The sequence below is a fragment of the Mycobacterium interjectum genome, from assembly GCF_900078675.2.
GTDB classification, from domain to species: domain Bacteria; phylum Actinomycetota; class Actinomycetes; order Mycobacteriales; family Mycobacteriaceae; genus Mycobacterium; species Mycobacterium interjectum.
Map to the genome: position 1 here is coordinate 576,122 of NZ_LT546237.1, position 24,723 is coordinate 600,844.

At 63.8% G+C, this 24,723-nt stretch carries 18 protein-coding genes and 4 pseudogenes; 17 read left to right on the top strand and 5 right to left on the bottom strand.

Features of this window, described 5'->3' with window-relative positions; genetic code table 11:
- The 4 genes and pseudogenes from BN4348_RS59400 to lipL all read left to right on the top strand — a co-directional run.
- A pseudogene (locus tag BN4348_RS59400) lies at window positions 1-214 on the top strand (methylmalonyl-CoA mutase); the annotation flags it as partial.
- A gap of 2 nt (window positions 215-216) precedes the next feature.
- Window positions 217-2,472 carry a methylmalonyl-CoA mutase gene (gene scpA / locus BN4348_RS37375; RefSeq protein ID WP_066910752.1) on the top strand — a complete coding sequence of 752 codons (2,256 nt, stop codon included), beginning with the start codon at window positions 217-219 and terminating at the stop codon, window positions 2,470-2,472.
- Window positions 2,473-2,557: 85 nt separating this feature from the next.
- Window positions 2,558-3,535, top strand: a complete 978-nt coding sequence (gene meaB, locus BN4348_RS37380; protein ID WP_066910831.1) for a methylmalonyl Co-A mutase-associated GTPase MeaB — start codon at window positions 2,558-2,560, stop codon at window positions 3,533-3,535.
- A gap of 70 nt (window positions 3,536-3,605) precedes the next feature.
- The gene (gene lipL / locus BN4348_RS37385; protein WP_276003351.1) at window positions 3,606-4,886 is read left to right on the top strand and encodes an esterase/beta-lactamase LipL; all 1,281 of its coding nucleotides are present in this window, start codon (window positions 3,606-3,608) and stop codon (window positions 4,884-4,886) included.
- Between the two features lie 63 nt (window positions 4,887-4,949).
- On the opposite strand, the pseudogene BN4348_RS62130 reads toward lipL, so the two are convergent.
- Window positions 4,950-5,153, bottom strand: a pseudogene (locus BN4348_RS62130) (GDP-mannose 4,6-dehydratase); the annotation flags it as partial.
- 687 nt (window positions 5,154-5,840) lie between these two features.
- On the opposite strand from BN4348_RS62130, the pseudogene BN4348_RS62390 reads away from it, so the two are divergent.
- The 5 genes and pseudogenes from BN4348_RS62390 to BN4348_RS37415 all read left to right on the top strand — a co-directional run bounded on the left by BN4348_RS62390 (window position 5,841) and on the right by BN4348_RS37415 (window position 12,404).
- Window positions 5,841-6,691 (top strand): annotated as a pseudogene (locus tag BN4348_RS62390) (class I SAM-dependent methyltransferase).
- 274 nt (window positions 6,692-6,965) lie between these two features.
- Window positions 6,966-8,225 (top strand): nucleotide sugar dehydrogenase, encoded by a 1,260-nt coding sequence (locus BN4348_RS37400; protein ID WP_066910836.1) that lies wholly within the window; start codon window positions 6,966-6,968, stop codon window positions 8,223-8,225.
- The gene (locus BN4348_RS37405) at window positions 8,222-9,241 is read left to right on the top strand and encodes an NAD-dependent epimerase/dehydratase family protein (RefSeq protein ID WP_066910758.1); all 1,020 of its coding nucleotides are present in this window, start codon (window positions 8,222-8,224) and stop codon (window positions 9,239-9,241) included. Before BN4348_RS37400 ends, BN4348_RS37405 begins: the two co-directional genes overlap by 4 nt.
- Before the next feature lie 29 nt (window positions 9,242-9,270).
- Window positions 9,271-10,773, top strand: a complete 1,503-nt coding sequence (locus BN4348_RS37410) for a glycosyltransferase (protein ID WP_066910761.1) — start codon at window positions 9,271-9,273, stop codon at window positions 10,771-10,773.
- Between the two features lie 113 nt (window positions 10,774-10,886).
- Entirely contained in the window at window positions 10,887-12,404 is a 1,518-nt protein-coding gene (locus BN4348_RS37415) for a hypothetical protein (RefSeq protein ID WP_142308654.1), read from the top strand.
- 66 nt (window positions 12,405-12,470) lie between these two features.
- Here BN4348_RS37415 and BN4348_RS37420 read toward each other — a convergent pair.
- Window positions 12,471-12,769 (bottom strand): annotated as a pseudogene (locus BN4348_RS37420) (transposase); the annotation flags it as partial.
- 108 nt (window positions 12,770-12,877) lie between these two features.
- Window positions 12,878-13,636, bottom strand: a complete 759-nt coding sequence (locus BN4348_RS37425; protein ID WP_066910767.1) for a TylF/MycF/NovP-related O-methyltransferase — start codon at window positions 13,634-13,636, stop codon at window positions 12,878-12,880.
- A 311-nt stretch (window positions 13,637-13,947) separates the two neighbouring features.
- On the opposite strand from BN4348_RS37425, the gene BN4348_RS37430 reads away from it, so the two are divergent.
- The 6 genes from BN4348_RS37430 (at window position 13,948) to BN4348_RS37455 (ending at window position 20,434) form a co-directional block, all read left to right on the top strand.
- The gene (locus BN4348_RS37430) at window positions 13,948-14,955 is read left to right on the top strand and encodes a glycosyltransferase family 2 protein (protein WP_066910770.1); all 1,008 of its coding nucleotides are present in this window, start codon (window positions 13,948-13,950) and stop codon (window positions 14,953-14,955) included.
- Between the two features lie 10 nt (window positions 14,956-14,965).
- A complete protein-coding gene (locus BN4348_RS37435) occupies window positions 14,966-15,478 on the top strand; it encodes a GtrA family protein (protein WP_235852672.1) in 513 nt (170 codons plus the stop codon).
- Window positions 15,475-16,392, top strand: a complete 918-nt coding sequence (locus BN4348_RS37440; RefSeq protein ID WP_084454034.1) for a glycosyltransferase family 2 protein — start codon at window positions 15,475-15,477, stop codon at window positions 16,390-16,392. Before BN4348_RS37435 ends, BN4348_RS37440 begins: the two co-directional genes overlap by 4 nt.
- A gap of 317 nt (window positions 16,393-16,709) precedes the next feature.
- Window positions 16,710-18,245, top strand: coding sequence for a glycosyltransferase family 87 protein (locus BN4348_RS37445; protein ID WP_066910776.1), 1,536 nt, complete (start codon window positions 16,710-16,712; stop codon window positions 18,243-18,245).
- A gap of 127 nt (window positions 18,246-18,372) precedes the next feature.
- Complete coding sequence (locus BN4348_RS37450; RefSeq protein ID WP_160040343.1) at window positions 18,373-19,155, top strand: methyltransferase domain-containing protein; 783 nt, start codon at window positions 18,373-18,375, stop codon at window positions 19,153-19,155.
- Between the two features lie 271 nt (window positions 19,156-19,426).
- On the top strand, window positions 19,427-20,434 hold the full coding sequence (locus BN4348_RS37455) for a rhamnan synthesis F family protein (RefSeq protein ID WP_066910782.1): 1,008 nt from the start codon (window positions 19,427-19,429) through the stop codon (window positions 20,432-20,434).
- Here the strand turns inward: BN4348_RS37455 and BN4348_RS37460 are convergent.
- Entirely contained in the window at window positions 20,409-21,356 is a 948-nt protein-coding gene (locus BN4348_RS37460; protein WP_066910785.1) for a glycosyltransferase family 2 protein, read from the bottom strand. The genes BN4348_RS37455 and BN4348_RS37460 overlap by 26 nt on opposite strands.
- A gap of 238 nt (window positions 21,357-21,594) precedes the next feature.
- On the opposite strand from BN4348_RS37460, the gene BN4348_RS37465 reads away from it, so the two are divergent.
- A complete protein-coding gene (locus BN4348_RS37465; RefSeq protein WP_066910788.1) occupies window positions 21,595-22,356 on the top strand; it encodes a GAP family protein in 762 nt (253 codons plus the stop codon).
- Complete coding sequence (locus BN4348_RS37470) at window positions 22,343-23,311, top strand: glycosyltransferase family 2 protein (RefSeq protein WP_066910791.1); 969 nt, start codon at window positions 22,343-22,345, stop codon at window positions 23,309-23,311. Before BN4348_RS37465 ends, BN4348_RS37470 begins: the two co-directional genes overlap by 14 nt.
- Here BN4348_RS37470 and BN4348_RS37475 read toward each other — a convergent pair.
- Window positions 23,264-24,604, bottom strand: coding sequence for a hypothetical protein (locus BN4348_RS37475; protein WP_235852673.1), 1,341 nt, complete (start codon window positions 24,602-24,604; stop codon window positions 23,264-23,266). The two genes, BN4348_RS37470 and BN4348_RS37475, sit on opposite strands and share 48 nt — an antisense overlap.
- Window positions 24,605-24,723: the final 119 nt, after the last annotated feature.

The following is a 24,723-nucleotide window of genomic DNA, read 5'->3' on the forward strand; positions in this document are numbered from 1 at the left end:
GGCCGTGGCCGTCGTCTGCGGCACCGACAAGCGTTATCACGACGAGGCTGCGGGCGCCGTCGAGGCGGCCCGCGCCGCGGGTATCACGACGGTCTGCCTGGCCGGGCCCGAGCAAGCGCTGGGGGATGCCCAGCACCGCCCGGATGAGTATCTGACCGCGAAAATCAATGCGGTGCAAGCCTTGTCGGATCTGCTGACACGATTGGGGGCGTAGCTATGACGATGACCACACCCGCGATCGGCAACTTCTCGGACGTCCCGCTGCGCGGCGATCGCGACGTGCGGCCGCCCACCGAGGCCGCCGCGGAAGAACAGGCCGCCGCGGCCGCGTCGGCGCACGGGTACGCGCCCGAGCAGCTGCGGTGGCATACGCCCGAGGGCATCGACGTCAAGCCGGTGTACATCGCCGAAGACCGCGCCGCCGCGGCCGCCGACGGCTATCCGCTGAACAGTTTTCCCGGCGAACCGCCCTTCGTGCGCGGCCCCTATCCGACGATGTACGTCAACCAGCCCTGGACGATCCGCCAATACGCCGGGTTTTCCACCGCCGCGGACTCCAACGCGTTCTACCGGCGCAACCTCGCCGCCGGCCAGAAGGGTCTGTCGGTCGCCTTCGACCTGGCCACCCACCGCGGCTACGACTCCGACCACCCACGCGTCCAGGGTGACGTCGGGATGGCCGGTGTGGCAATCGATTCCATCCTCGACATGCGACAGCTGTTCGACGGCATCGACCTGTCCGCGGTGTCGGTGTCGATGACGATGAACGGCGCGGTGCTGCCCATCCTGGCCCTATATGTGGTGGCCGCCGAGGAGCAGGGGGTGCCGCCGGAGAAGCTGGCCGGCACCATCCAGAACGACATCCTCAAAGAGTTCATGGTGCGCAACACCTACATCTACCCGCCCAAGCCGTCGATGCGCATCATCTCCGACATCTTCGCCTACACCAGCGCCAAGATGCCGAAGTTCAACTCCATCTCGATCTCCGGTTACCACATCCAGGAGGCCGGTGCGACAGCGGATCTGGAGCTGGCCTACACGCTGGCCGACGGCGTCGACTACATCAAGGCGGGCCTGGACGCCGGCCTGGACATCGACAGGTTCGCGCCCCGGCTGTCGTTCTTCTGGGGCATCGGCATGAACTTCTTCATGGAGGTCGCCAAGCTGCGGGCCGGCCGGCTGCTGTGGAGCGAACTGGTGTCGGGCTTCGGCGCCAAGAATCCCAAATCGCTGTCGCTGCGCACACATTCGCAGACCTCGGGCTGGTCGCTGACCGCCCAGGACGCCTTCAACAACGTCGCGCGCACCTGCATCGAGGCGATGGCCGCCACCCAGGGGCACACCCAGTCGCTGCACACCAACGCCCTCGACGAGGCGTTGGCGCTGCCCACCGACTTCTCCGCCCGGATCGCGCGCAACACCCAGCTGGTGCTGGCGCAGGAGTCGGGCACCACCCGGCCCATCGACCCGTGGGGCGGTTCGTATTACGTGGAGTGGCTGACCCATCGGCTGGCGCAGGCGGCCCGCGCCCACATGGCCGAGATCGCCGAGCACGGCGGCATGGCGCAGGCCATCGACGACGGCATCCCCAAGATGCGCATCGAGGAGGCCGCCGCGCGCACCCAGGCCCGCATCGACTCGGGCCAGCAGCCGGTGATCGGGGTGAACAAGTACCGGGTCGACGAGGACCAGCAGATCGAGGTTCTCAAGGTCGAAAACAGCCGCGTGCGTGCCGAGCAGCTGGCGAAACTGCAAGAGCTGCGGGCCAACCGGGACGCCGCGGCCGTCGACGCCGCCCTGGCGGAGCTGTCCCGCGCCGCCGCCGCCACCGGCCGCGCCGGTGAGGACGGCCTGGGCAACAACCTGCTGGCGCTGGCCATCGACGCGGCCCGGGCCAAGGCGACCGTGGGCGAGATCTCCGACGCGCTGGAAAAGGTGTATGGCCGTCACCAGGCGGAGATCCGTACTATCGCCGGGGTCTACCGTCACGAAGCCGGAAAGGCCACCAACATCGCCACCGCCACCGAACTGGTCGAGAAATTTGCCGAGGCCGACGGGCGCCGGCCCAGGATTCTGGTGGCCAAGATGGGGCAGGACGGCCACGACCGCGGGCAGAAGGTGATCGCGACGGCGTTCGCCGACATCGGATTCGACGTCGACGTCGGATCGCTGTTCTCCACGCCCGAGGAGGTGGCCCGCCAGGCCGCAGACAACGACGTGCACGTCATCGGGGTGTCCTCGCTGGCCGCCGGCCACCTGACGCTGGTGCCGGCGCTGCGCGACGCGCTGGCCGAGGTCGGACGGCCCGACATCATGATCGTGGTCGGCGGCGTCATCCCGCCCGGCGACTTCGACGAGCTGTACGCCGCCGGGGCCACCGCCATCTTCCCGCCCGGCACGGTGATCGCCGACGCCGCGATCGGCTTGCTGCACAAGCTCGCCGAGCGGCTGGGGTATGACCTGGGCCAGTGACGTCGCCAATGCTTTCCGCGAACGTGATGTCATGGCGAGAATCGGCCCGATTTTTCGCCGTGACGTCACGCTCGGCGCGTGCCATATGAAGGGCTCCGTAGAGGAACTCGCCAAGGCCGTCCTCGGTGGCGACCGCGCGGCGCTGCCGCGGGCCATCACGCTGCTGGAGTCCACTCGCGCCGACCACCACGAGAAGGCGCAGCAGCTGCTGCTGGAATTGACGCCCCACGCGGGCAACGCTCACCGCGTCGGCATCACCGGGGTCCCCGGGGTGGGTAAGTCCACCAGCATCGAGGCGCTCGGCATGCACCTGATCGAGCGAGGCCACCGGGTGGCGGTGCTGGCCGTCGACCCGTCGTCGACGCGCACCGGCGGTTCGATCCTCGGCGACAAGACCCGGATGGCGCGCCTGGCGGTGCACCCCGACGCCTACATCCGCCCGTCACCGACGTCGGGCACCTTGGGCGGGGTGGCCAAGGCCACCCGGGAAGCCATCGTGCTGCTGGAGGCCGCGGGGTTCGACGTGATCCTGGTGGAGACGGTCGGCGTGGGCCAGTCCGAGGTGGCGGTGGCCAACATGGTGGACACCTTCGTGCTGTTGACGCTGGCGCGCAGCGGCGACCAGCTGCAGGGCATCAAGAAGGGCGCGCTGGAGCTGGCCGACATTGTCGTGGTCAACAAGGCCGACGGGGAGCACCTGGCCGAGGCGCGTAAGGCCGCGCGGGAGCTGTCCGCAGCGATCAGGTTGATCCATCCGGGCGAAACGCTTTGGCGGCCACCGGTTCTCACCATGAGCGCGACGGAGGGAGCCGGGTTGGCCGAGCTGTGGGAGACGATCGAGCGCCATCGCCGGGTGCTCGCCGACGCCGGGGAACTCGACGAGCGCCGGCGGGCCCAGCAAGTCGACTGGACCTGGCAGATGGTCCGCGACGCCGTGCTGGACCGGGTGCTGTCCAACCCGGCCGTGCGCAAAATCCGCGCCGACGTGGAACGCCAAGTCAAGGCGGGGGAGCTGACCCCGGCGCTGGCGGCCCGGCAAATACTTACGGCCGCGTCTTCCTAACGGAAAGGTAAATTAGCCGCCGTTTCCCCTACGGACAGTATGGAATGCAAGTAAATTCAATACTGTGACAATGGAGTCTCGGGTCGCTCGCCGCGCGGTCCCCGTCCACGATGGCCCTGACGCAGGCCACCGTGTGTCCGGTGCGGCGGACCCACATTTCGCCTGCGTCGTTCGCAGTTTCTCCACGATGTTCCCGGCCCGCCGGTTCGGTGGTGGGGCGCTGGCCGTCTACGTGGACGGTCAACCCGCCGTTGACGTGTGGACCGGCTGGGAGGACCGGGGCGGTCACGTGCCATGGTCGGCCGACACCGCCCCGATGGTGTTCTCGGCAACCAAGGGCATGGCCGCCACCGTCATCCACCGGCTCGCCGACCGCGGCCTCATCGACTACGAGGCTCCCGTCGCCGAGTACTGGCCGGAGTTCGGGGCCAACGGCAAAGCCGAACTCACCGTGCGGCAGGTGATGAGACACCACGCAGGGCTGTCGGGCCTGCGCGGCGCCACTCAGGAAGACCTGCTGGACCACGTCCTGATGGAAGAGCGGCTGGCGGCCGCGTCGCCGGGACGCCTGCTGGGCAAATCCGCGTATCACGCGCTGACCTTCGGCTGGCTGATGTCCGGGCTCGCCCGGGGCGTGACGGGCAAGGGCATGCGCACGCTGATCCGCGAGGAGCTCGCCGAGCCGTTGGGCACCGACGGAATGTATCTGGGCCGGCCGCCGGCCGAGTCCCCGACGCGGGCGGCGCAGATCATCATGCCGCAGAACCTCGTCGGCAACCCGGTCCTCACCTTCGTGACGCGCAAGGTTGCCCACGAGTTGTCCGGTGGATGGCGGTCCATGTACTTCCCGGGCTTCATCGCCGCCGCCCAGGGTGAGATCCCGTTGCTGGACGCCGAGATCCCGGCGGCCAATGGCGTGGTGACGGCCCGCGCCCTCGCGCGGATGTACGGGGCGATCGCCAACGGCGGCGAGATCGACGGCACCCAATTCCTGTCCCGTGAGCTGGTGGCCGGACTGACCGGTCGGCGGAGCCTGCGGCCGGACCGAAACCTGTTCGTGCCGTTGGCTTTCCACTTGGGCTATCACAGTCTGCCGATCGGCAACGTGATGCCAGGCTTCGGTCACGTCGGGCTGGGTGGTTCGGTCGGTTGGGCCAACCCCGCGGAGGGGGTGGCGTTCGCGCTGGTGCACAACCGGCTGCTGACACCGTTCGTGATGACCGACCACGCCGCGTTCGTCGGGATCTACAAGCTGATCCGCGACGCCGCCGCGAAGGTGCGCAAGCGCGGTTTGCAGCCGGTGACCGAGTTCGGGGCGCCGTTCTCGGAGCCCGGAGCCGTCGCCGGCTAGCGTCGCAGGCCGGCCCAGGAATCTTCCAGGCGCAAGCCGACTTTCAATTTTGCGGTAGACCTTATCGGTGGTGACGATGACGTGCGCGCGCACCCAACGGGTCGCCGCGACAGCATCGAGCACGTTGAGCGTGCCCACCGCGATGGTCTCGTACGTGTGGCGCGGGTCGCGGTACGACTTGCGGACCAGCGACTTGGCGGCCATGTGCACGACAACGTCGGGCCCTCTACTGGTGGATTGCCGCCGCGGAACCGTCAGATTTCGGATCCGAAACGCAGTATCCGTCGGCTGGTGTTGGTGACCGTTCGTAGTCTATTCGGCGCGCGGTTCGGCCGGTCGGTCTTGCCCGGCGGCGGGAGTCGCGTTTGCGCTGGTGCACAACCGGCCGCTGACGCCATTGGTGCGACCGATCACGCGCGTTCGTCGGGATCTACAAGCCGATTCACGGGGCCGCCGCGAAGGTCCGCAAGCGCGGTTTGCGGTCGTGACCGAGGTCGGGCGCCGTTCTCGGAGCACGGAGCGGTCGCCGGCTAGCTCTACTTTCCTAGGAGCTGTGTTGGCTCCGCACTTGGCACGGACACCATAGAGAGCGTGGAACCCCATCTTTGTTGCCGAAAACGACTACTTTCGAATAGAAGCAGGCTCACAGCGGAGATCGGTGACGTCACTGTCGGCGGCTCGGACCTGTAAGGTTGAGCACTCCGGGTTTCGGCGGGAGGGGTGCATTGCCAATGTTCTACGGTTGGGCGGATCCGCCGACGGCTGCTCGCAGACTTAATCTGTCGCCGTCCGGACTCGACCCGAACGTGCTGGCTCGGCGGGGCAACTCTAGGTTTTGCGCCAATGTGGTCCGGGTCCTTTCTATTCCACCATTAATCCGTTGACGCGCTCGCGCGACTTCGCGCTAATGCGAGCGCCAAAATCTTCGCGCCACAACGATCGGGCAAACCAGATATGACTCCAAAATTTACTGATCAGGTGCAATTTACTCATCACAACATCCGTCTCGACGATGGGACTTTCACTAAACCCGAATCGAAGCTATCGATGGCCGACTATCCGTATTGCATATCGGCGCGCAATATCCTGGAGGCGGTCTTCCCGGGGGATAAAACTCAACTGCGCTTGGTTGATATCGGCTGCCTCGAGGGCGGATACGCGGTTGAGTTCGCGCGCATGGGATTCAAGTCCTCGGCCTCGAGGTGCGTGAGCTAAACATAGCAGCTTGCAACTATGTCAAGTCGAAGACGAACCTGCCCAGTCTGGAGTTCATCCAAGACAATGCCTTGAACATCGCTAACCATGGGGTTTTCGACGCAGTGTTTTGTAGCGGGTTGCTTTACCATCTTGAGTACCCGATGCAATACCTCAGAACGCTGTCGTCGGTGACCCGAAAGCTTTTGATTCTGCAAACACAATTTTCTATTATCCATCCCATTGACGCAAGGCTCCGATTGAGTACGAGATTGCGACAAGCATGGGATAGATTGCTGTTAAAACGCGACCCGGTGAATTTCCTATTATCGGCGCCGGCCGAACACGAAGGTGTACCTGGCCGATGGTTTACCGAGTTCAAGGACGAGCGGTCATTCAGTCGACGCGAAACCGCACGGTGGGCTTCTTGGGACAATCGTCGGTCTTTCTGGATTCAACGTGAGCACCTGCTCCAAGCGATCAAAGACGTTGGATTCGATGTGGTGATGGAGCAGTACGACCACCTCGAACCAAGCATTGCCGAGTCCTTGCTCGGTGGTTCCTATTTCCCGCAGCTGCGGGGAATGTTTATCGGCATCAAGACGCGCTGAGGCAAGTATCGCCGGCATCCCCACCAGGTGGGGATGCGATCACACCCGCGCCATTGCGAGAGCAGGTACACAGCGTCGGCCTCGCACTTCGCGATCACCCCTACGAACGGAAAGTTTCGGCGACGTTTCCGATCTGGGCCGGATTGCTGAAAACGCTCACGTTCGGATACGCCAGCTCGTAGGCTTCACCAGAAAATAGCCATGAGCGTTGAAGGCACCGGGCATCGGGCCGAAGCTGTCGGACGATGGGGATCAAGGGGAGGCGGCGGTTCACATGGTGACCCAACCCGACAAACGAATCTGCATCATCGGGGGAGCCGGGCATGTCGGGCTTCCGCTGGCGCTGGTGCTTGCGGACGAGGGTTTCTACGTAGACATTCTGGACACCAACGTCAATGCCCTGAAAACCATCATGGCCGGCCGGATGCCCTTCGTTGAGAACGGCGCCGAAGAACTGCTCAAGCGGTTGTTGCCGACCGGGCGCATCTCGGCGACCACCGATTCGTGGGCGGTCAGGGACTCCGACATCGTGATCTGCGTCGTCGGCACGCCGGTCGACGAATACCTGACGCCGCAGGCGCACACCTTCTTTCGCATCATCGACGAGATCAGTCCGTACTTCCGCGACGGGCAGACGCTGGTCCTCCGAAGCACCGTCTACCCCGGGCTGAGCCAGCGCGTCCACGACATGTTCGCCGAGCGGGGGATCGGCGTTCACGTCACCTTCTGCCCAGAGCGCATCGCCCAGGGCCATTCGATACGCGAGCTGAGGGTGATTCCGCAGATCACCAGCGGCTTCGACGCCGAAGGGCGCCGGATCGTGCGCGAGCTGTTCTCGCAAATAACGAGCGAGATCATCGAGGTGGAACCGCAGGAGGCCGAGCTGGCCAAGCTGTTCTGCAACGCCTACCGCTACATCCAGTTCGCGGTCGCGAACCAGTTCTATCTGCTCAGCCGCGAGGCCGGACTCGACTTCGACCGCGTCCACCACGCCGCCACCTACAAGAACGCTCGCGTCGACAGCCTGCCCCGGGCCGGGCTGGCGGCGGGCCCCTGCCTGCTGAAGGACACCATGCAGCTGGCCGCGTTCAGCAACAACAACTTCATGCTGGGGCACGCGGCCATGCTGATTAACGAGGGCCAGCCGCAGTTTATCGTCAACATGCTCAAGCGCCGCGTTGACTTGCGCGACAAGACAGTTGGTCTCCTCGGCATGACGTTCAAGGCGGACTGCGACGACACGCGCGATTCGCTCAGCTTCAAACTCCGGCATCTGCTCATGCTGGAGGCCAAGAAAGTGATGCTGCACGACCCATTCCTGGAAGGCCCGGATTACTACGCGCTCGACGCCGTTCTGGGCCGTGCGGACGTCATCGTCATCGGTGTGCCCCACTCGATTTACCGAGGCCTGCAGATTCCGCGGGACAAGATCGTCGAGGACGTGTGGGGCTGCCTGGATGTCAGCGCGGCGGAAGCCGACGCGCCCAACGGGACCCCGTTGGCGACGCTGGGCGCGGGAATGCAGGCGCAGTGAAAGTTCTCGTAACGGGTAGCGCGGGGTTCATCAATGGCTACGTGGTCGACGAGCTGCTGCGCGCCGGCCACCAGGTCGTCGGAATCGACAACTACTCCAAATACGGCAAGGTCAAGAAGACCTACGACGATCACCCGCGTTACACCTTCGTCGAGGGCGACGTCAAAGACGTGGATTTGATGTTCCAGCTGATCGAGGGGTGCGACCAGCTGGTGGCCAGCGCGGCCCGCATCGGCGGCATCACGTACTTCCACGAGTACGCCTATGACCTGCTGGCCGAGAACGAACGCATCGCCGCCGCCCATTTCGACGCCGCGATCTATGCCTACCGTAAAGGATGGCTCGAGAAGATCAACGTGATCAGCTCCTCGATGGTGTTCGAAAACGCCACCGTGTTCCCGACGCCGGAGAAGCACATCACCGAGTGTCCGCCTCCGACGAGCACTTACGGCTTTCAGAAGCTGGCCTGCGAGTATTTCGCGCACGGTGCCTATGAGCAGTATGGCCTGCCGTATACGATCATCCGCCCGTTCAACTGTGTGGGTACCGGTGAGCAGCGAGCGCTCGGCGGCCGCGAAATTCCCAGCGGCAACGTCAAACTCGCGATGAGCCACGTCGTGCCCGACCTCATCCAGAAGGTGGCAAAGGGTCAGGACCCCCTACACATCCTCGGCGACGGCACCCAGGTGCGCCACTACACCTACGGCGGCGACCTGGCGCGCGGCATCCGCACCTGCATGGAGCATCCGGCCGCGCTGAACGGGGACTTCAACCTCTCGACGCCTCAAGCCACCACCGTGCTGGAGCTGGCGGAAGTGATCTGGAAAAAGATGCGCCCGGACACTCCGTTTCGCTACGAGAGCGACCCGCCTTTCGAACATGACGTCCAGCTGCGCTCGCCGGATGTCCACAAGGCGTCCGAGGTTCTCGGCTTCGAGGCGACAACCACACTCGAGTCCATGCTGGACGAGGTCATACCGTGGATTGTCAACGCCGTCGAGGCCGGGACCATCTGAAGTGCTCTGGCTGTCGCCATTGGGGTGCCATGCGCATCGCGGGTAAGCCCTACCTGCAACAGCTCTACCGCAATCGTTTCGGCCACGCTCGCGAGTCGCGGTTGGCAATTTGGGCCGTGTTGGTCCGCGACTTCTTCCAGGCATGGATCAGACGCAGCGATACGGTGGTGGACCTCGGGTGCGGCTACGGTGAGTTCCTGAATCAGGTAAGCGCCGCACGCCGAATTGGCGTCGACCTGAACCCGGACAGTGCAGGCATGCTTGAGCCCGGCATCGAGTTCCATCACCAGCGCGCCGACGACCTCGGTTTCCTCGCCGAGGCTTCCGTAGACGTGGTCTTCACCAGCAACTTGCTGGAGCACCTCCAAAGCAAGGAGGAAGTCGAGCGTACCGTCGCCGAAGTCCGCCGGGTGCTCAAACCGGGCGGCCATTTCATCGCGATGGGGCCGAATATTCGCTTCGTTGACGGCGATTATTGGGACTTCTGGGACCACACCGTTCCGATCAGCGATCGTTCACTCATCGAGTTGCTGGCGTCCTGCGACTTCGAGGTGGTGGACAGTTATGACCGCTTCCTGCCGTACACGTCGTCCTCGCCGCTGCCGCAAGCGCCCTTCTTGGTGCGGTTGTATCTGCGTTCCAGGATTGCGTGGCCAATCTTCGGAAAGCAGTTCGTGATTCGCGCTCGCAAGCCCCGAACTGGACCCGACATCGGTGACCAGCGTTTGGTAAGCGTGGTGATCCCGGTCTACAACGAGGGCGAGAACATCCAAGTCTGCGTCAGGAGACTTGCCGAGGCGTTGGCAACTATCCCCCATGAGCTTCTGGTGGTTTACGACTTCGACGAAGACAGCACCCTGCCGGCGCTCGCCGCCATGGCCGATCGGCCGACTACCGTGCGACTCGTCCGAAACTCTTTGGGCAAGGGTGTGGCCAATGCGTTGATCGCCGGGTTCGCGGCCGCACGCGGCGACGTCGTCGTCACCAGCATGGCCGACCTTTCGGACCCGCCCTCGGTAATTCCATTGATGGCAGCCAAGATCCGTGACGAGGGTGCAGACATCGTCAGCGGGTCACGCTACATGCCCGGCGGCTCTCAGACTGGCGGCCCTCGGCTGAAGACACTGATGTCGCGGACCGCCGGATTGAGCCTGCATTACATGGGCGGGGTGCCGACCCACGATGCCACCACCAACTTCCGCGCCTACAGCCGGCGGTTTCTCGAGGACGTCGCAGTCGAGAGTGTACGTGGGTTCGAGGTGGGCCTGGAGCTGACAACGAAGGCGCATCTGCTCGGCTACCGAGTTGACGAGGTCCCCAGCAGTTGGACTGACCGAACGGCTGGTACAAGTAAGTTCGACCTGGTCGGCTGGCTGCCCGCGTATCTGCACTGGTACGGGCTGGCCATGCGGGGCCCGCTGCTGCGGTGGACCGGTGGTGTGCTGACCTCGATCGGTGTGCTGCATTTCTTGCGGCGGCGCCGAAGTGATGATCTCCAGCCGGCTTTGACCACTAAACTCGATGTCGGCTAAGCGAATTCGGGCAGGCGCCGATTTTCGGCGAGAGCGTTCCACGCTTTTATGGTGGTTCAGGTTTTGGGGCGCTGCGGCGGGACGGGTGGATTACACGAAGTCTCGGAGGATTCATGACTTCATCTGACGAGGGTACCGAGACGGCCGACCTAGCTACTTCCAAACCGAACGTTTTGAAAAACTGGCTCAGGGTGCCGTTCAAACCCTTATCGGGATGGCTGGCCGGCTTGTTCGCAGTTGGGACGCTAATCCGCATCCCGCAACTGGGGCACGGGCTCCACGAGATGCACGGTTTCCGTCAGGCCCAGACGGGATATGTGGCACTGGAATACGCTCGGCACGGCATCAACCTGCTGCACACACCGCTGCCGATTTTCGGGCCAAACAGCGATGTGCCGATGGAGTTCCCGCTAGCTCAAGCGTTTGGTGCGGTCCTGATTCGTCTAGGCGTTGCGCCGGATGCGGCGATGCGGACTGTCGGGTTGGCAGGATTTCAAGCCTCTGCAATTTTGCTGTCGGTGTTAATTCTGCGCTGGCACGGGCGGCTGGCCGCAATTGTCGTACTTGCGCTGTTTGAGTTCTCGCCGTTCGGATTAGCGTGGGGCGCAGCCGCGCTCGTCGACTTTCCTTCCGTCGCGTTCTCTCTCGGCATGGTCGTCGGCCTCGACGCGTGGTTTCGCACCGCTTCGCGTGTCGGACTTTTGTTGGGCGCGATGAGCGCGTGGTTGGCCTTCCTGGTGAAAGCCACTACTCCACCGGCGTGGTGTGTGCTTCTCGCGGTCTCTGCCGCGACGGCGTACCTCATAGCGCGGTCGTGGAGCCGCATCATCGCCGGATTTCTAGTCGGCCCCATACCTGGCGCCGCGGCCGGGCTTTGGTGGGTTCGGTACGGCGACGCCGTGAAGAACCGCAATCCGTTGACGCAGTTCTTGACCAGCGCCAGTTTGAACGACTGGAATTTTGGGACGCTTGACCAGCGCCTTGACCTACGTGCCTATGAGCCAATTGTCGTACGGATCAACAGTGAAATCGCGGGGCCGTTGGCGTTAGGAATGGTTCTCGCTGTGCTCGGGATCATTCTGGCGCCGACGAGGATTGAGCGCATTCGCCGCGCTGGCTGGCTCGCCACCGCTGCGTCCGCGCCGCTGTTGTTTTTAAACCTATACCACGTGCACAGCTACTATCTGATTGCGGTCTTCCCTGCGATCATCGCCGGCGTCGGGATTGCGATAGTTGCTCTTTCTCAACGAATCCGCGCGAATACTGCATGGGTCGCGGCAGCCGGAACCGTACTGATCGTCCTGGGTTCAGCTGTCCCCCAAGACGTGATGCAATGGCTGAGATCACCAGCACCGGACCCTGGCGGCGAGCGTATACGGGCCGCGACCCACAGCAATGATTTGATCCTCGTCGTGGGGTGCGATTGGGACCCCACAACCCTGTATTTCGCTGATCGACGCGGATTAATGCTGCGCGACAACAAGCTTGACGTGTGGACCCATGCGAACGTCAACGACTATCGCTATCTGTTCAGCTGTGATCCGGCGCTACCCGTGGCCAAGTATGTCCCAGCCGGCCACACGGTGATCCCGACATCAGAGCCTGGTTTGTGGCGAATCACGAAATCTTGACTCGGCGATGGCCGAGGACTGCCAAAACCGGTCAGTCGCAGTGGAAAGGCGCGTTATTTGGGGCTTGGTGGGGCGTCGTTGACGCTTCTTGACGATCTGCGGCTCGGAGCCGCTGTTGGTGTCGCGCGGTACTTCGATCTCGACTGGGCCGACCTCGATGAGCACCGCCTTTGCCCGGGTGCCGTTGCGGGAGTTCCCGCTGCCGCGGCCGGCGGGGTCGTGCTTGCCGGAACCCAGGTGCTCGGTCATCTCGGCATCCGGCGCGGTCTCGAGCAGGGTTCGTGGCCAACTGATTCAGCAGCCCATTCGGGCCGACCACCTCGTACGCCTCGGTCCTTCGCTTGGGCCAGCAGCTGCTCAGCCAGGGGTACGGAAACAAACAAGCTAGACGAGCGCACTATCGACTCTGTCTGCGCGAACTCCTCGGTCGCGCACCACGAACCGTCGGTGTAGCACCGGCGGCCCGTCCAGCGTTAACGTCGCGACGATTCCGGCGGTTTGATGAGGATAGCTTGTCCTCCGGTCGCCAGCCGCAGAATCTGCAGCCCTCTTTCTTCGGCAAAACGGTCGTAACCGATCTTCTGCTGGTAGTGACGTGGCCATCCGTAGTCGTCCATGACGACGATGCCGAAGGGCGAAATCTTGGGCCAGAAATACTCAAGCGCCGCGATTTCCGGGGCCATGCAATTCATGTCGAGATGCAGGTAGGCGATTTTTTCGCTGGTGACGTCTCCAAGCGTATCGGGAACCGGGCCGCGAACCAGCCGGACGAAATCCATGCCGGCGAAGTTCTTTTTCACCTGCTCGAAGCAGTCGGAGTAATCCATGTAGCCGGCGTGCGACGCCTCCTCCGGCGTCAGCTTGGACCGGTCAAATCCCTTGAACGTATCCAGGAGCCAGAAGCGCTTGCCGAGGCGGATGAAGTTGGTATGCGTGATGACCGCCATCGCCGTTCCACCGCGGTCGACCCCGCATTCGACGAAGTCACCTTCGATCGCGGAGGCGTGGTTGGCGGCCCAGCACAGAACATGGATGCGCCAGCGGACATTCCACCTGCCGAACGACCCGGTGGACTTTGCGGCCGCGTAGACACGCTTGAAGTGTTCTGTGTTGCGGAAGTCCGCATTGGTTGTTGTGAAGAGCCCGTCTTCGTAAAAGCTCGTCCGCAACCGCCGCACCATGAAGAGGCTGTTGGCGATCGGGTGTGGCAGGTTTTGGATGAAGCTTCGCACTGATCTCCCTTGACCTTGTGCCCAGCTCGCCAAGACGTGGGCGGCTACCGGGCGGCCGGGCAACAGAATGCGACGATACTTGACTCTCGGGAGGTTGGCGTGGGAACAGGCCGCCCGGAGCGCCGTGGCGACCAAATCGACTCGGGAAACGCCGCCGTGTCCGGCGTCGCAGAGGCGATCGAAGCATCCTCCCTGCTCAGAACGGCACCGCTGCGCCTGTCCGTGACCGTGTTGTTACCGTCCGTTGAAATCGGCGCGCGAGAATCTCGAAAGTCGCACGCCAAGCGAACCTGAGATTTACATTAACGCCCATGACTGTGTTGGTTCGTCCGGCAGTCTCGGTGGTGGCACCGTGCTACGACGAAGAGGACGTGCTGCCGCTGTTTCTGCGCCGGGTCGGGGGTGTGTTGGATTCATTGGGCGGGAGCGGCGAGTTGGTCCTGGTCGATGATGGTTCGAGCGATCGGACCTGGGAAATTATCGAAAAGGCGGCCGTCGAAGATTCCCGGGTCGTCGGGGTCCGGCTGATGCGCAACCATGGGCATCAGCTCGCGCTCACTGCGGGGCTGAGCGTGTGCCGCGGCGACCGTGTGTTGGTCATCGACGCCGACCTGCAGGATCCGCCCGAGCTGTTGCCCGACATGATGGCGTTGATGGACGAGGGTGCCGACGTCGTCTATGGACAGCGCCGCCGGCGTGAAGGCGATGGAATGCTCAAGCGGGCGACCGCTGCAATCTTCTACCGGGTTATCGGCCGCATGACTGACGTTGAAATACCCTGCGACACAGGCGATTTTCGCTTGATTTCGCGTCGTGTGCTGGACCTTCTGATCGCGATGCCTGAACGTCACCGGTTCGTCCGGGGAATGGTGTCGTGGATCGGCGGCAAGCAGGTGCCGCTGGTCTATGATCGTGACGCGCGGGCGGCGGGTGAGAGTAAGTATCCATTCGCAAAGATGGTGCGATTCGCAGCTGACGCCATCACGTCGTTTTCGATGGTCCCGCTCAGGTTGTCGGTGATACTGGGCTGGGTGATGGCGGCCATTGGTTTCGCCGCCGCCATCAACTCGATCCGCGGCGCCCTCCTTGGTCAGACGGTTCCCGGTTGGAGTTCGCTGATGGCCGCGATCGGCCTGCTGACGGGTGTGCAATTTTTGATGCTCGGCATCATTGGAGCCTATCTGGGGCGCATGTATGACCAGAGCAAGGGACGGCCGCTGTTTCTGATCCGCGACATGGTGGGGGGCGTCGACGGCTCCGTCGCCGCCGCGGACCGAGCGGGCGCTATGTACGCCGGGCCGCCCAAGCCGTCCGCGTAGGCGGGGCCCGATGAGCCTCGACGCCTTCGCAGGGGACGGGGAGCAGATTCGTCCGCCAGCGGGAATGACCGGTGTTCCCGGCCCGCTGTTTCGGTTGATTCGCGATCAGCGGGTCGCTTTCCTCCTCGTCGGTGGCATGAACACCGCAATCGGAGCGGTTTGGTTCATATTGTTCTTGTGGCTCTTCCCTCGGGGAGCAGCCGGATATCTGAGTGCACTGGTATGCGCACACATTGCTGCCGTGCTATGCGCCTTCGTCCTCTATCGCAAGTTCGTCTTTCGGGTAACCGGTCATGTGGTTCGCGATCTAGCCAGGTTCGAGGTGGTCAATCTGTCGACTCTGGGCTTCAATTTCGTGACGCTGCCGGTGCTGGTGGAGGTCTTGGGCTGGCCGGTGTTGGCCTCGCAGTTCGCGATCGCTGGCGTGACCGTGGTGTACAGCTGGTTTGCTCACCGCGGATTCTCGTTCCGCCGCAGCCCCGCTGAGCTCGGCCTGACTGAGCAACTGCAAGGCGATTCGTGACGCCACGGGTATCGGTTGTCGTTCCTTCGTACAACAGTGTCGCCTTCATCGACGCCACCATGCGTTCGATTTTGACCCAGAGCTTCACCGATTTCGAGTTGGTGGTGTCTGACCACAGCTCGAATGACGGCACCTGGGAAGTGTTGCAGCAATTTACCGCCGACCACCGGGTTCGGTTGAGCCGGTTGGCTTCTGGTGGCGGTGGGCCAGCGAATTTCAATGCCGTCACTAATCTGGCGACGGGCAATTTCATCAAACTGGTCTGTGGCGATGATTTGCTCTCGCCGGACAGCCTGGCCGAACAGGTGGCGGCGTTGGACGCGCACCCGGCGGCAGTGATGGCCGCCAGCCCGAGGGACGTCATCGATGCTGCGGGAACGACGGTGCTGCGCAACCGTGGCTTGGCCGGGCTCCGCGGTGAGGTCGATGGCGCCGAGGCTATCCGGCGGACTGTGGTGGCCGGGACGAACATCTTCGGCGAGCCGGCGTCGGTGTTGTTTCGGCGTGCGACATTGGCCGATGCGGGCGGCTGGGACGGTCGCTACCCCTACCTGATTGACCAGGCGACCTACTTCGCGGTGCTGCTGCGCGGAACACTCGTCGCGGTGCCCCGCTCACTCGCGGCATTCCGGGTCAGCCAATCTCAATGGAGTGTGCACTTAGTGCGTGCGCAGGCTGAGCAGACCATCGGCTTCACCCGCGAGTTCGCTGCCGCGCACCCCGGTCTAATTGGTCGGCGCCACCTTCTCGTCGGCGAGATGAGGGCTCATGTGAATGCCGTCGGTCGCCGCGCGGTTTACCGCTGGCTCGGACGGCGGATGCGCCACATCGGCAATGACAACGACGACTGCGGCGCTAGATCCGTGAACGCGGGCGTCGACGAGGTCGGCAAGGCAGACAAGCCTCGGCGTTGACGCCAGTTTCGCTTTCTCCCCCCACTGTCAGCGAAGGGGCTGGTGGTGCGCTAACGCGCTTGCCGACCGCGGCCCAAAGCAGTAGCGATCGTGGAGGCGTACAACAACTTTCACCATCACCTTAGCCTGCGGCAGCGCGATAACCGGATCCGAAGCAGCGCTCGTGAGTTGAGGGCCAGATTTTGTCCCGGACGCCGGTCGAATCCTTCATATGCCGATCGTCTTGGATGGGATCGGGTTAAACTTCCGAGCGGCTGAGCTGGGGGCGGAAGCGGAATCTGCTCCGCCGTCGGCTGGAGGAGACCCAAGGAGATTCAGTGAAACGACTCCTCGATGTGATGCGGGGTGCGGTCTCGCCGGCTCGGGAACTGATTGCGGCGGTTGCGGGTCAGTCCGAACGCACCATCTTGCTCGGCGCTGTCCTGCTGGCGTCGGCGGTCTCGCTCGCGACGGGTGTTGTTCTCGCGCAGTACTACTCGGTCGACGTGCTTTCCTCCCTGATCAACTTCGTCCCAGAGGACTGCTACCTCGATTGGCCCATGAAGGTGGGTCGGCACTGCTTCAGCGACTATTCGATAACGATGAGCCTTGGGATGGCGCCTGACCCCTGGAAGCCCTACCCGTTGTACATTCCGCCTGACTTCAAGCCGGCTACCAGCAACTACTTGCCGGCCGGGATGGTGCCGCCGGTCATCTTCGGGTATTTGGGTAAATGGCTGGGCGCGCCGCGACTCGGATTGTTCGGCTACCTGCTCGTATTGACGGTCGCGGTCTTTACGCCCGCCGTATGGGCGGCTCGCGGTGCGCGGGGCCTAGAACGGGTACTGGTTTTCGTGGCGTGCGGCGCTGCAGCCATTCCGGCGTGGGTCGTAATCGATCGAGGCAACGTGGTGGGGTTCGTAGCGCCGATCGCGTTGGCTTTCCTGGTCGCGCTCTGCCGACAGCGATGGGGCCTGGTCGCGGTCATGGTGGTCCTGGCCGCGCTGGTGAAGCCACAGTTCGGCGTGCTGGCTGTCGCGCTTTTCGCGGCCCGGCGATGGCGGTTGGGTGGCATCGCGCTCGCCGGGATCGCGGTCTCCAATCTGGCCGCGTACCTGCTGTGGCCGCGTGACTTTCCGGAGACAATATTGCGGTCCATCCGCAACAGCCTCGGTTACGGTAGCGCTGTTCGCCAGGCGCTTGTCGCGAACTCCAACGTGTCCTTCGGGAAGGCGTTCCTGATGGTCCCCGACGGCATCAAGGCCCGTGAAACCGGCGGCACGGTACCGGAGGGCTTCCTTGCCGGTCCGCGATCGATGATCGGGTATGTCGTCGTCGTCGTGGTCGTCGTGTCGGTTTTGGCACTTGGGCGGCGCATCCCTCCTGTCATGGTGGGCATCGTCCTGGTGGCCACGGCTTCCCTCTTCCCAGCCCTGACCAACCCCTACTACTTGATCTTCGTTTTGCCAGTTGCCGCGCTGGTGGTCCGGGATCCGGGCGGACCGCCGGGAACCGGGATTTTCGACGGGCCCGCGACTGATGGTGGCCATCGTCGTGTAGTCGGTATTTGCGTCAGTCTGGCGGCGGCACTTTGCATCGCGCAGATCGCGCTGCCTGGCCCGCCGCGGCTGGTCCCGGATAATTTTGGACCGATACGGGCCCACGTTGTGACGCTAGTTGTCAGCAGCACGGTGTTCCTCGCGCCGCTCCTCTGGCTGGTTACATGCGCGGTGATTATTGTCTCGTACGCGCGGCGTCCGGCTCCCTTGCGCCGCGCCGACGACCCGGCTCGGGAGGCTCCGCCGGATGACCCTCGCGGCACCTCGGGTACATCGAAGTCAATCACAGGATCCTCGTCACCATGGCCGGCGTAAATGGGAAGCTTTGCGTAACCCGGAGACCTCGGGGGCGAAGTCCGGCGCCCTTTCCCCGAGGCGGGCAGAGCATGCAGGGGAACGAATCCGATCGTTCGAATTGAAGAGGAAGAAGATGCCGCGGACAGTGAGCGAATATTTCACGTCAAAATCAATGATTGACCTCTATTTCAACTTGAGGTTTGTCTCACTGCGATTTCCGGGCCGCCGCCAATATTACTCGTCCGTCCGCGACAAATATGGGATCGAGTTGGGCGGTCCGAGCGCGCTTTTCAAAACTGTGCTGCCCCTCTATCAAATCGTTCGAGGTCTCGATGGCGTCAACTTTTCTAGAGATACCATCTGGGAAGGAAATATCAACCCCGGAAATAACTTTAATTTTTACCACAAGAAGTCTGGGCGCCAATTCATTGCCGATGCCACAGATCTGAGCGAAATCACCGCCGCACGCTATGACTTCCTCCTGTCTTCGAACTGCCTGGAACACGTCGCGAATCCCATCAAGGCTCTCAACGAATGGAAGCGAGTAATTAAGGCTGGGGGAGTGATGATACTTGTTCTGCCTAACAAAGAGAGCAACTTCGACCATCGACGCCCAGTCACGAAATTCGAGCATCTGTTGGAGGACTTCAACCGCGACACAGGCGAGGACGATCTCACCCATCTAGATGAAATCCTGGCGCTTCACGACCTAAGCATGGATCCGCCGGCGGGCGACTTAGAGCAATTTAGGCAACGAAGCCTGCAGAATTTTCGCAACCGAACTCTTCATCATCATGTGTTTGACGTGTCGCTGATAGAAGAAGTTCTGAACCACGTTGGATTTGAGGTTGCGGACATGACGACCACCAAAACCGACTTCTTCGCGCTCGCAACCAAAAATCCTGCGGTCGGCCTCCGTGCCGAATAATCATGCATCGAACGGCCGCCGGCGACGGCAGCGGTCGGCCCGGGCAGGAATCGCCCCGGGTCCGCTATGACGTCGACGTGCCACAAACCGAGCCCTGCGCGCCCAATGCCGGGGCAACAGGACTGGACGAAGTCGCGACAGGACCGTGGCGACGACGAAGCGACACGACCCACCCCGAAACACGATCAGCGAAGCACCTCCTCCCGTCCTAACATGCAAAAATGGTGAGGCACGCCCAATTCCGCGTCGGTGACGCGCTGGACGCTGCGAGGTGACCTCGAAGCTGGCGAGCAGGCTGCGCGCCGAGTCCGACCGCGCCCGCCGCTACGTGGCCGCCCTGCCGTACCGCTTCCATGGCAACGCCCTACGCTTCGTCCGCCAAACGCATCAGGAGCTTCCAGCGCAGCCTCCGCCCGGTCGCGGCACGCTCGTCCTGTTCGCACACTTCGACCCGCAGGGCGTCGTCGACCCCTACGTCGTCCATTATCTGAAGGCGCTGTACCAGCTGGGCGCGACGATCCTGTTCGTCTCCGGCTCGCCACGACTCAGTCCGGAATCCGTTGCCCGCATCCGCTCCGTATCCGCGGGCATCTACACGCGGCGCACGCTATGCATGGACTTCGGCTCCTGGCACCTCGCGTGGGCCATCCTCAGACAGCGCGGCTGGTCGCTCGATCAGTTCGACCGCCTGGTCCTCGCCAACGACAGCGTGTTCGGTCCGCTTTTTCCGATCGAGGAGATGTGGAGCGCGTTTCACGGCGCCGACATGTACGGCGCGATCGAAAGCGCGGAGTTCGGCGTCCACCTGCAGTCGTTTTTCCTCGCGTGGGACCTCAATTCGCGGACCCGTCCCTTCCTCGAGGACTTCTGGAACGGCTTTACCTACATCGTCGACAAGGTCAACATCGTCGACCAATACGAGATCGGCCTGTCTAGGCGCGCTCGTGATGCGGGGCTCAGCATGAAACCCTTCGTGTCCGTCGCCGCCATCCGGGCGACTTATGCGCGTTCAGCGGATCATCAGTGGGCCCGCAAGTTCTCCGGCGAACCGTTCAACCACACCCTGTACTACTGGGACGGCCTGATCGAGCACCTCCGATTTCCCTTTCTCAAGGCGAGTTTGCCGCGATACAACGACCCTTGGCACGACTCCATGGCGCGGTTGCGCGACTTCATCGAGCAGCGCACCGACTATCCCTACGAGCTCATCCAGGCGAACCTGGACCGGCTCGGTTGCGGACCGTCGACCTGGGTCAGGCCACCGGTGGCACCGGCGTAGCCAGCTCGTCGAGCCGCCGTCGGGCATGAGCGAACTCGCTCACCGGGGCCTTAGCCAAGCTCTTCAAGCGTGTCCGGCGCTCTGGTCCAAACACCAGCACGCGGAAAGGCAAAACCAGCCACGTCAATGACCACTTGGCTCTGGCAATGATCCGGATTGAGGTGGGCGACGCCGGATCGACGATGAGCCACGTGAGGATCCGTAGCTGGTCCAGCCAATTGCGCCCCGCTCTGACGATGTGCATCGATTCGTTGGACGCCGTGTGAGTCCGCACCGAGAGTTCCTGCGGCACGAAACAGACCGTCGATCGGACCATCAGGCGATACCAAAAATCGAGGTCGACGAGCTGATAGATGTCGCCCCGAAAACCGCCGGCATCGAGGGCAAGCTGGCGGCGGAACATCACGCACGTTGGTTCGCCAATCCAATTGCCCGCGCCGGCGCGCACCAGCTGCTGCGCGACCAGCCAGGGCCCGCTGTTGCGCTCGCGCAGCCGCCAAAAGTGCTTGTGCGCGGGACCCACTCGGCGCCGCCACGGGAGATTGTCGTCCTGCACCACACGCCGGGGAGCGAACGCCATCCCCACCGCGGGGTCGTCGAAGCAAGGCGTGAGGGCCTTCAGGGCTCCCGGGAGCAACCAGTCATCGCCATGGACGAACTGGATGCACGTGCCCCGCGCGAGCTCAAGACACTTGTTGTGGTTTCCGTTCAGGCCGAGGCGAGACTCGTTGCGCACCAGCCGGTCTCCGGGCCGCAGCATCGTTGTGGCGATCGTGGCGCAATCGTCGGACGAATCGTCGTCGACAACCACGATCTCGAAGTCGACGCCCTCCTGCTCCAGGATGCTGCGCAGGCAGCGCGCGATGGTGGCGCTGTTGTTGTACATCGGCACGCACACCGAGACAGTGGGATTGGCTGCCATGCCCCCTCCATCGACGAACAGCGCGCGAAATCGGCTTGAGCATAGCCCCCGGTGAATCCCGACCTCGCCGAGTTGCGGAGCGGATCGTCAGGCCCGAAAATGACGGTTGTCAGGACCGTCATGCCTGGCCGGCTGCGGCACTGTGGGCGTTCCGAATCCGTCATAGAGGCATACGCCTGACGAACGAATTCGCCAGTTACGCCACGAGATACGGCCCGGCAAGGTAGCGTCCCCACTGATGTGGACTTTCGTGCTGATATGCGGGTTCGGGATGGCGATTGACCCCGTCCGGCTGGGGCTGGCGGTCGTCTTGTTGACGCGCCGGCGGCCGATGCTGAACCTGTTCGCCTTCTGGCTCGGCGGCATAGTCGCGGGCGTCGGCGTTGCCGTCGGCGTCCTGTTGCTGATGCGGGAGGCGGCGCTGGTGGCCATCCGCAATGTGGGAACGGCGATTTCGCAGGTCAGGTCCGCAATATTCTTCCTCGAGGGCGCGCGTCTTCAGATCACCCTCGGCGTGCTCGCGCTGGTCGTCCTCGCCGTCATGACCGCCCGGGCGAAGGCTGCGGCCCAGGTGCCCGCGACGGCGGCTCCGGCGGGCGGCGGCGCATCGGACACCCTGGTGGAGGAGCGTCAGCGCAGCGTATTCCAGCGATTGGGCGCGCGCACCCATGAAATGCTCAACACCGACGTGGTATGGCCGGCCTTCGTGGTGGGTCTCGCCTCGTCATTTCCGCCGTACGAGGGCGTGGTTTTACTCGCCTTCATCATGGCCTCGGGAGCGGCCATCACCACGCAGTTCGTCGCGTTCATCCTGTTCACCCTCATGGTGCTCGCTGTCATCGAGATTCCGCTCGTCGCCTACCTGGCCAAGCCCGAGCAAACCCTCAGCTTGATGCTGCGCCTGCAAGACTGGCTGCGGACATACCGTCAGCAAATCATGCAGGTCAGTTTCGGCGGCACCGGGCTCATACTGCTGACCCAGGGTCTTGTCGCTCTCTGACGGTCCCCCGGCCACCCCGCTCGTTTCGGTCTGCGTGCCGCTGTACAACAACGCCGGCACGATCGAGCGCTGCCTGCGCAGCATCCTTGAGCAGGACGGCGTCGACTTCGAGATCGTGGTCGTCGATGACGATTCGACCGACGACGGCGCCGCGATCGCCTCCGCGCTGCTGCGGCCCGGGGACCGGCTGGTGAAGAATCAACCCCGCCTCGGCCTGAACGGGAACCACAACAAATGCCTGGAGCTGGCGCGCGGCACGTGCGTCCAGTTCGTGCACGGCGATGACTGGCTGCTTCCGGGCGCCCTGGCGACGCTCACCCCGTACTTCGACGACCCGACCGTGGGGCTGGCGTTCGCGCCGCGGCGGGTGGTGGGTGACGACGAGCGCTGGCAGCGCCGGTACGGCAAAATGCACACGCACTTTCGCAACCTGCGGGAACGCAATGACGGGCCGTCGTTGGTGCGCCAGGTCGCGTTGCGCGGCGCCAAAGAGAACTGGGTCGGGGAGCCGACCTGCGTGATGTTTCGTCGCCGGCTGGCGCTGGAGGCGGGGGGCCTCCGCAACGACATCTACCAGCTGGTCGACGCGGAATTCTGGTTGCGCCTGATGCTGCGATCGACCGTCTGCTTCGTGCCCCGGGAGTTGTCGGTGCGCAGCCACATGAAGGGGACGGAAACGACGCACGTGATGACCAGCCGACGCTACCTGCTCGACCAGTTGCGCATCCTCAGTTGGCTGGCCGTCGATCCGGTGTCACCGCGCTCCATCCGGATCCTGGCGCGGCTCTGGTGGTTTCCGGCATGGCTGGCGCTGGTCGTGGAAATCGCAAGCTTTGGGCCGCAGCGGCGGTTGCACCTGAAGACCTTAATGCGGGCGCCCTTTCGCGAGTTTCCGCGCGCCCGGAGGCTAGCCGAAAATCTCGGCGGTCAGCCCGAACTCGCCGAACGTGCGTGAGACGTCCTCGCGCAGCGCGTCCTGAGAGTTCGTCCGGCCCGGGAGGTAGGCGTTGACCGCGACGAAAATCTTCCCCACGCCGCGCCCGGAAGCCAGAAACAGCTGGCCACCGACGCGATCGAGGGCGCGCCTGCTGATGCCGGGTTCGATCAACCTTCCGGACGCGTAATCGGCGTCGGTGCCATCCGGGCGCATCACCTCGGGGGGCATGTCTCCGATATTGGAGCAACCGATGGGGAGGGCGGCCGCGCCGAGCCCCATTCCCGCCGCCCTGCGTGCCACCCACTTTGGGGTCAGCGAGGTCAGGGGCAGCGGCCCCAAGAGCTCCTCGGTGATCCCGGCCAGGTCGGCAAACGCTTGCTTGAACTTGAGACGAGCTTCTCCCAGGTCCGAGGGCAGCCGCGTCGGGTCGAGCGAAACGGTGGGGAACACCACCGCGTTGCCACGCGTATCGTCCTGGGTGCGATCGCTGATCGGGAACGACAGGGTGACCGTTCCATCGTCGCAAACGCGGCCCATTCGCACGCCCAGCCTGCCTGCGAATCCGGCGAGAAGCGTGAAGCTGTTTCCGCCAACGCTTTTCGCGCACGCATCCCATTCCGCCAGGTCGAGGAAGGCGATCAGTGAGGGCACCACGACGGGCGGCTGGTTGTCGCCAGCTCGCCGCGGCGCCGGCGGTGCCGACCTCATCGAGGCGAAGACGTCCCTGCCCCGGTGCCGCGCGACGCGCACCGTGGCCGCGAGCGCCCGCGCCAGTTCCGGTGCCGAGGCGATGGTTTCACGGGCGTCCTGCACCATGGCCCGCCGGCGGGCGCGCGAGCGGGGATAGGGGTAACCGAGGTAACGGGTCCTTCCGTTCGCCGCATCCGCCAGCGCCCGCAGGATCCCGAGTCCGTCGACCAGCGTGTGCGACGTCGTCAGGCAGACCGCTGCCCCGCCGTCGTCCAGGGGGAGCACCCCGATGTGCCGGCCGGGCCCGTATTCGGGATCCAGCGGCAGGCAGGCCCGCTCATAAAGCCAGCCGTTCAGAGTTGCACGGGGGCGCGGTGTTTGGGCGACCTCGATGTCGTCCGGCCCCCTGGACACGACCCAGCGATCGCGCGCGAAAGGCAGCGGGGACGGTTCGACCAGCCGCCCCAACAGCCCGTATCCGAGATTGCGGTGGAAACGGCGCAAACCGTCAAGATCTACCGGCCGGTTGTAGATCCAGATGAACTGCACCAGCGCCCCGTAGCCAAGCGCCCGCAGACCCAGGTAGGACGCCTGGTCCATGTGTGCGAGTCGGTTGTCCACCGCGATCACGCTAGTTTATGTGTGCCGGCAGGGCGGGTCGCCGCGGCCTGAAGGGCGTGTTGTTACGGTTGTAACCTGGCCGTTCCTGGCCAGAAACGCTCTCGACGAAGGTAGTGTGT

Coding starts and splice junctions, on each gene's coding strand:
- scpA (WP_066910752.1), top strand. CDS start 217: ATGACGATGACCACACCCGCGATCGGCAACTTCTCGGACGTCCCGCTG.
- meaB (WP_066910831.1), top strand. CDS start 2,558: ATGAAGGGCTCCGTAGAGGAACTCGCCAAGGCCGTCCTCGGTGGCGAC.
- lipL (WP_276003351.1), top strand. CDS start 3,606: ATGGAGTCTCGGGTCGCTCGCCGCGCGGTCCCCGTCCACGATGGCCCT.
- BN4348_RS37400 (WP_066910836.1), top strand. CDS start 6,966: ATGGTGACCCAACCCGACAAACGAATCTGCATCATCGGGGGAGCCGGG.
- BN4348_RS37410 (WP_066910761.1), top strand. CDS start 9,271: ATGCGCATCGCGGGTAAGCCCTACCTGCAACAGCTCTACCGCAATCGT.
- BN4348_RS37415 (WP_142308654.1), top strand. CDS start 10,887: ATGACTTCATCTGACGAGGGTACCGAGACGGCCGACCTAGCTACTTCC.
- BN4348_RS37430 (WP_066910770.1), top strand. CDS start 13,948: ATGACTGTGTTGGTTCGTCCGGCAGTCTCGGTGGTGGCACCGTGCTAC.
- BN4348_RS37435 (WP_235852672.1), top strand. CDS start 14,966: ATGAGCCTCGACGCCTTCGCAGGGGACGGGGAGCAGATTCGTCCGCCA.
- BN4348_RS37460 (WP_066910785.1), bottom strand. CDS start 21,356: ATGGCAGCCAATCCCACTGTCTCGGTGTGCGTGCCGATGTACAACAAC.
- BN4348_RS37465 (WP_066910788.1), top strand. CDS start 21,595: ATGTGGACTTTCGTGCTGATATGCGGGTTCGGGATGGCGATTGACCCC.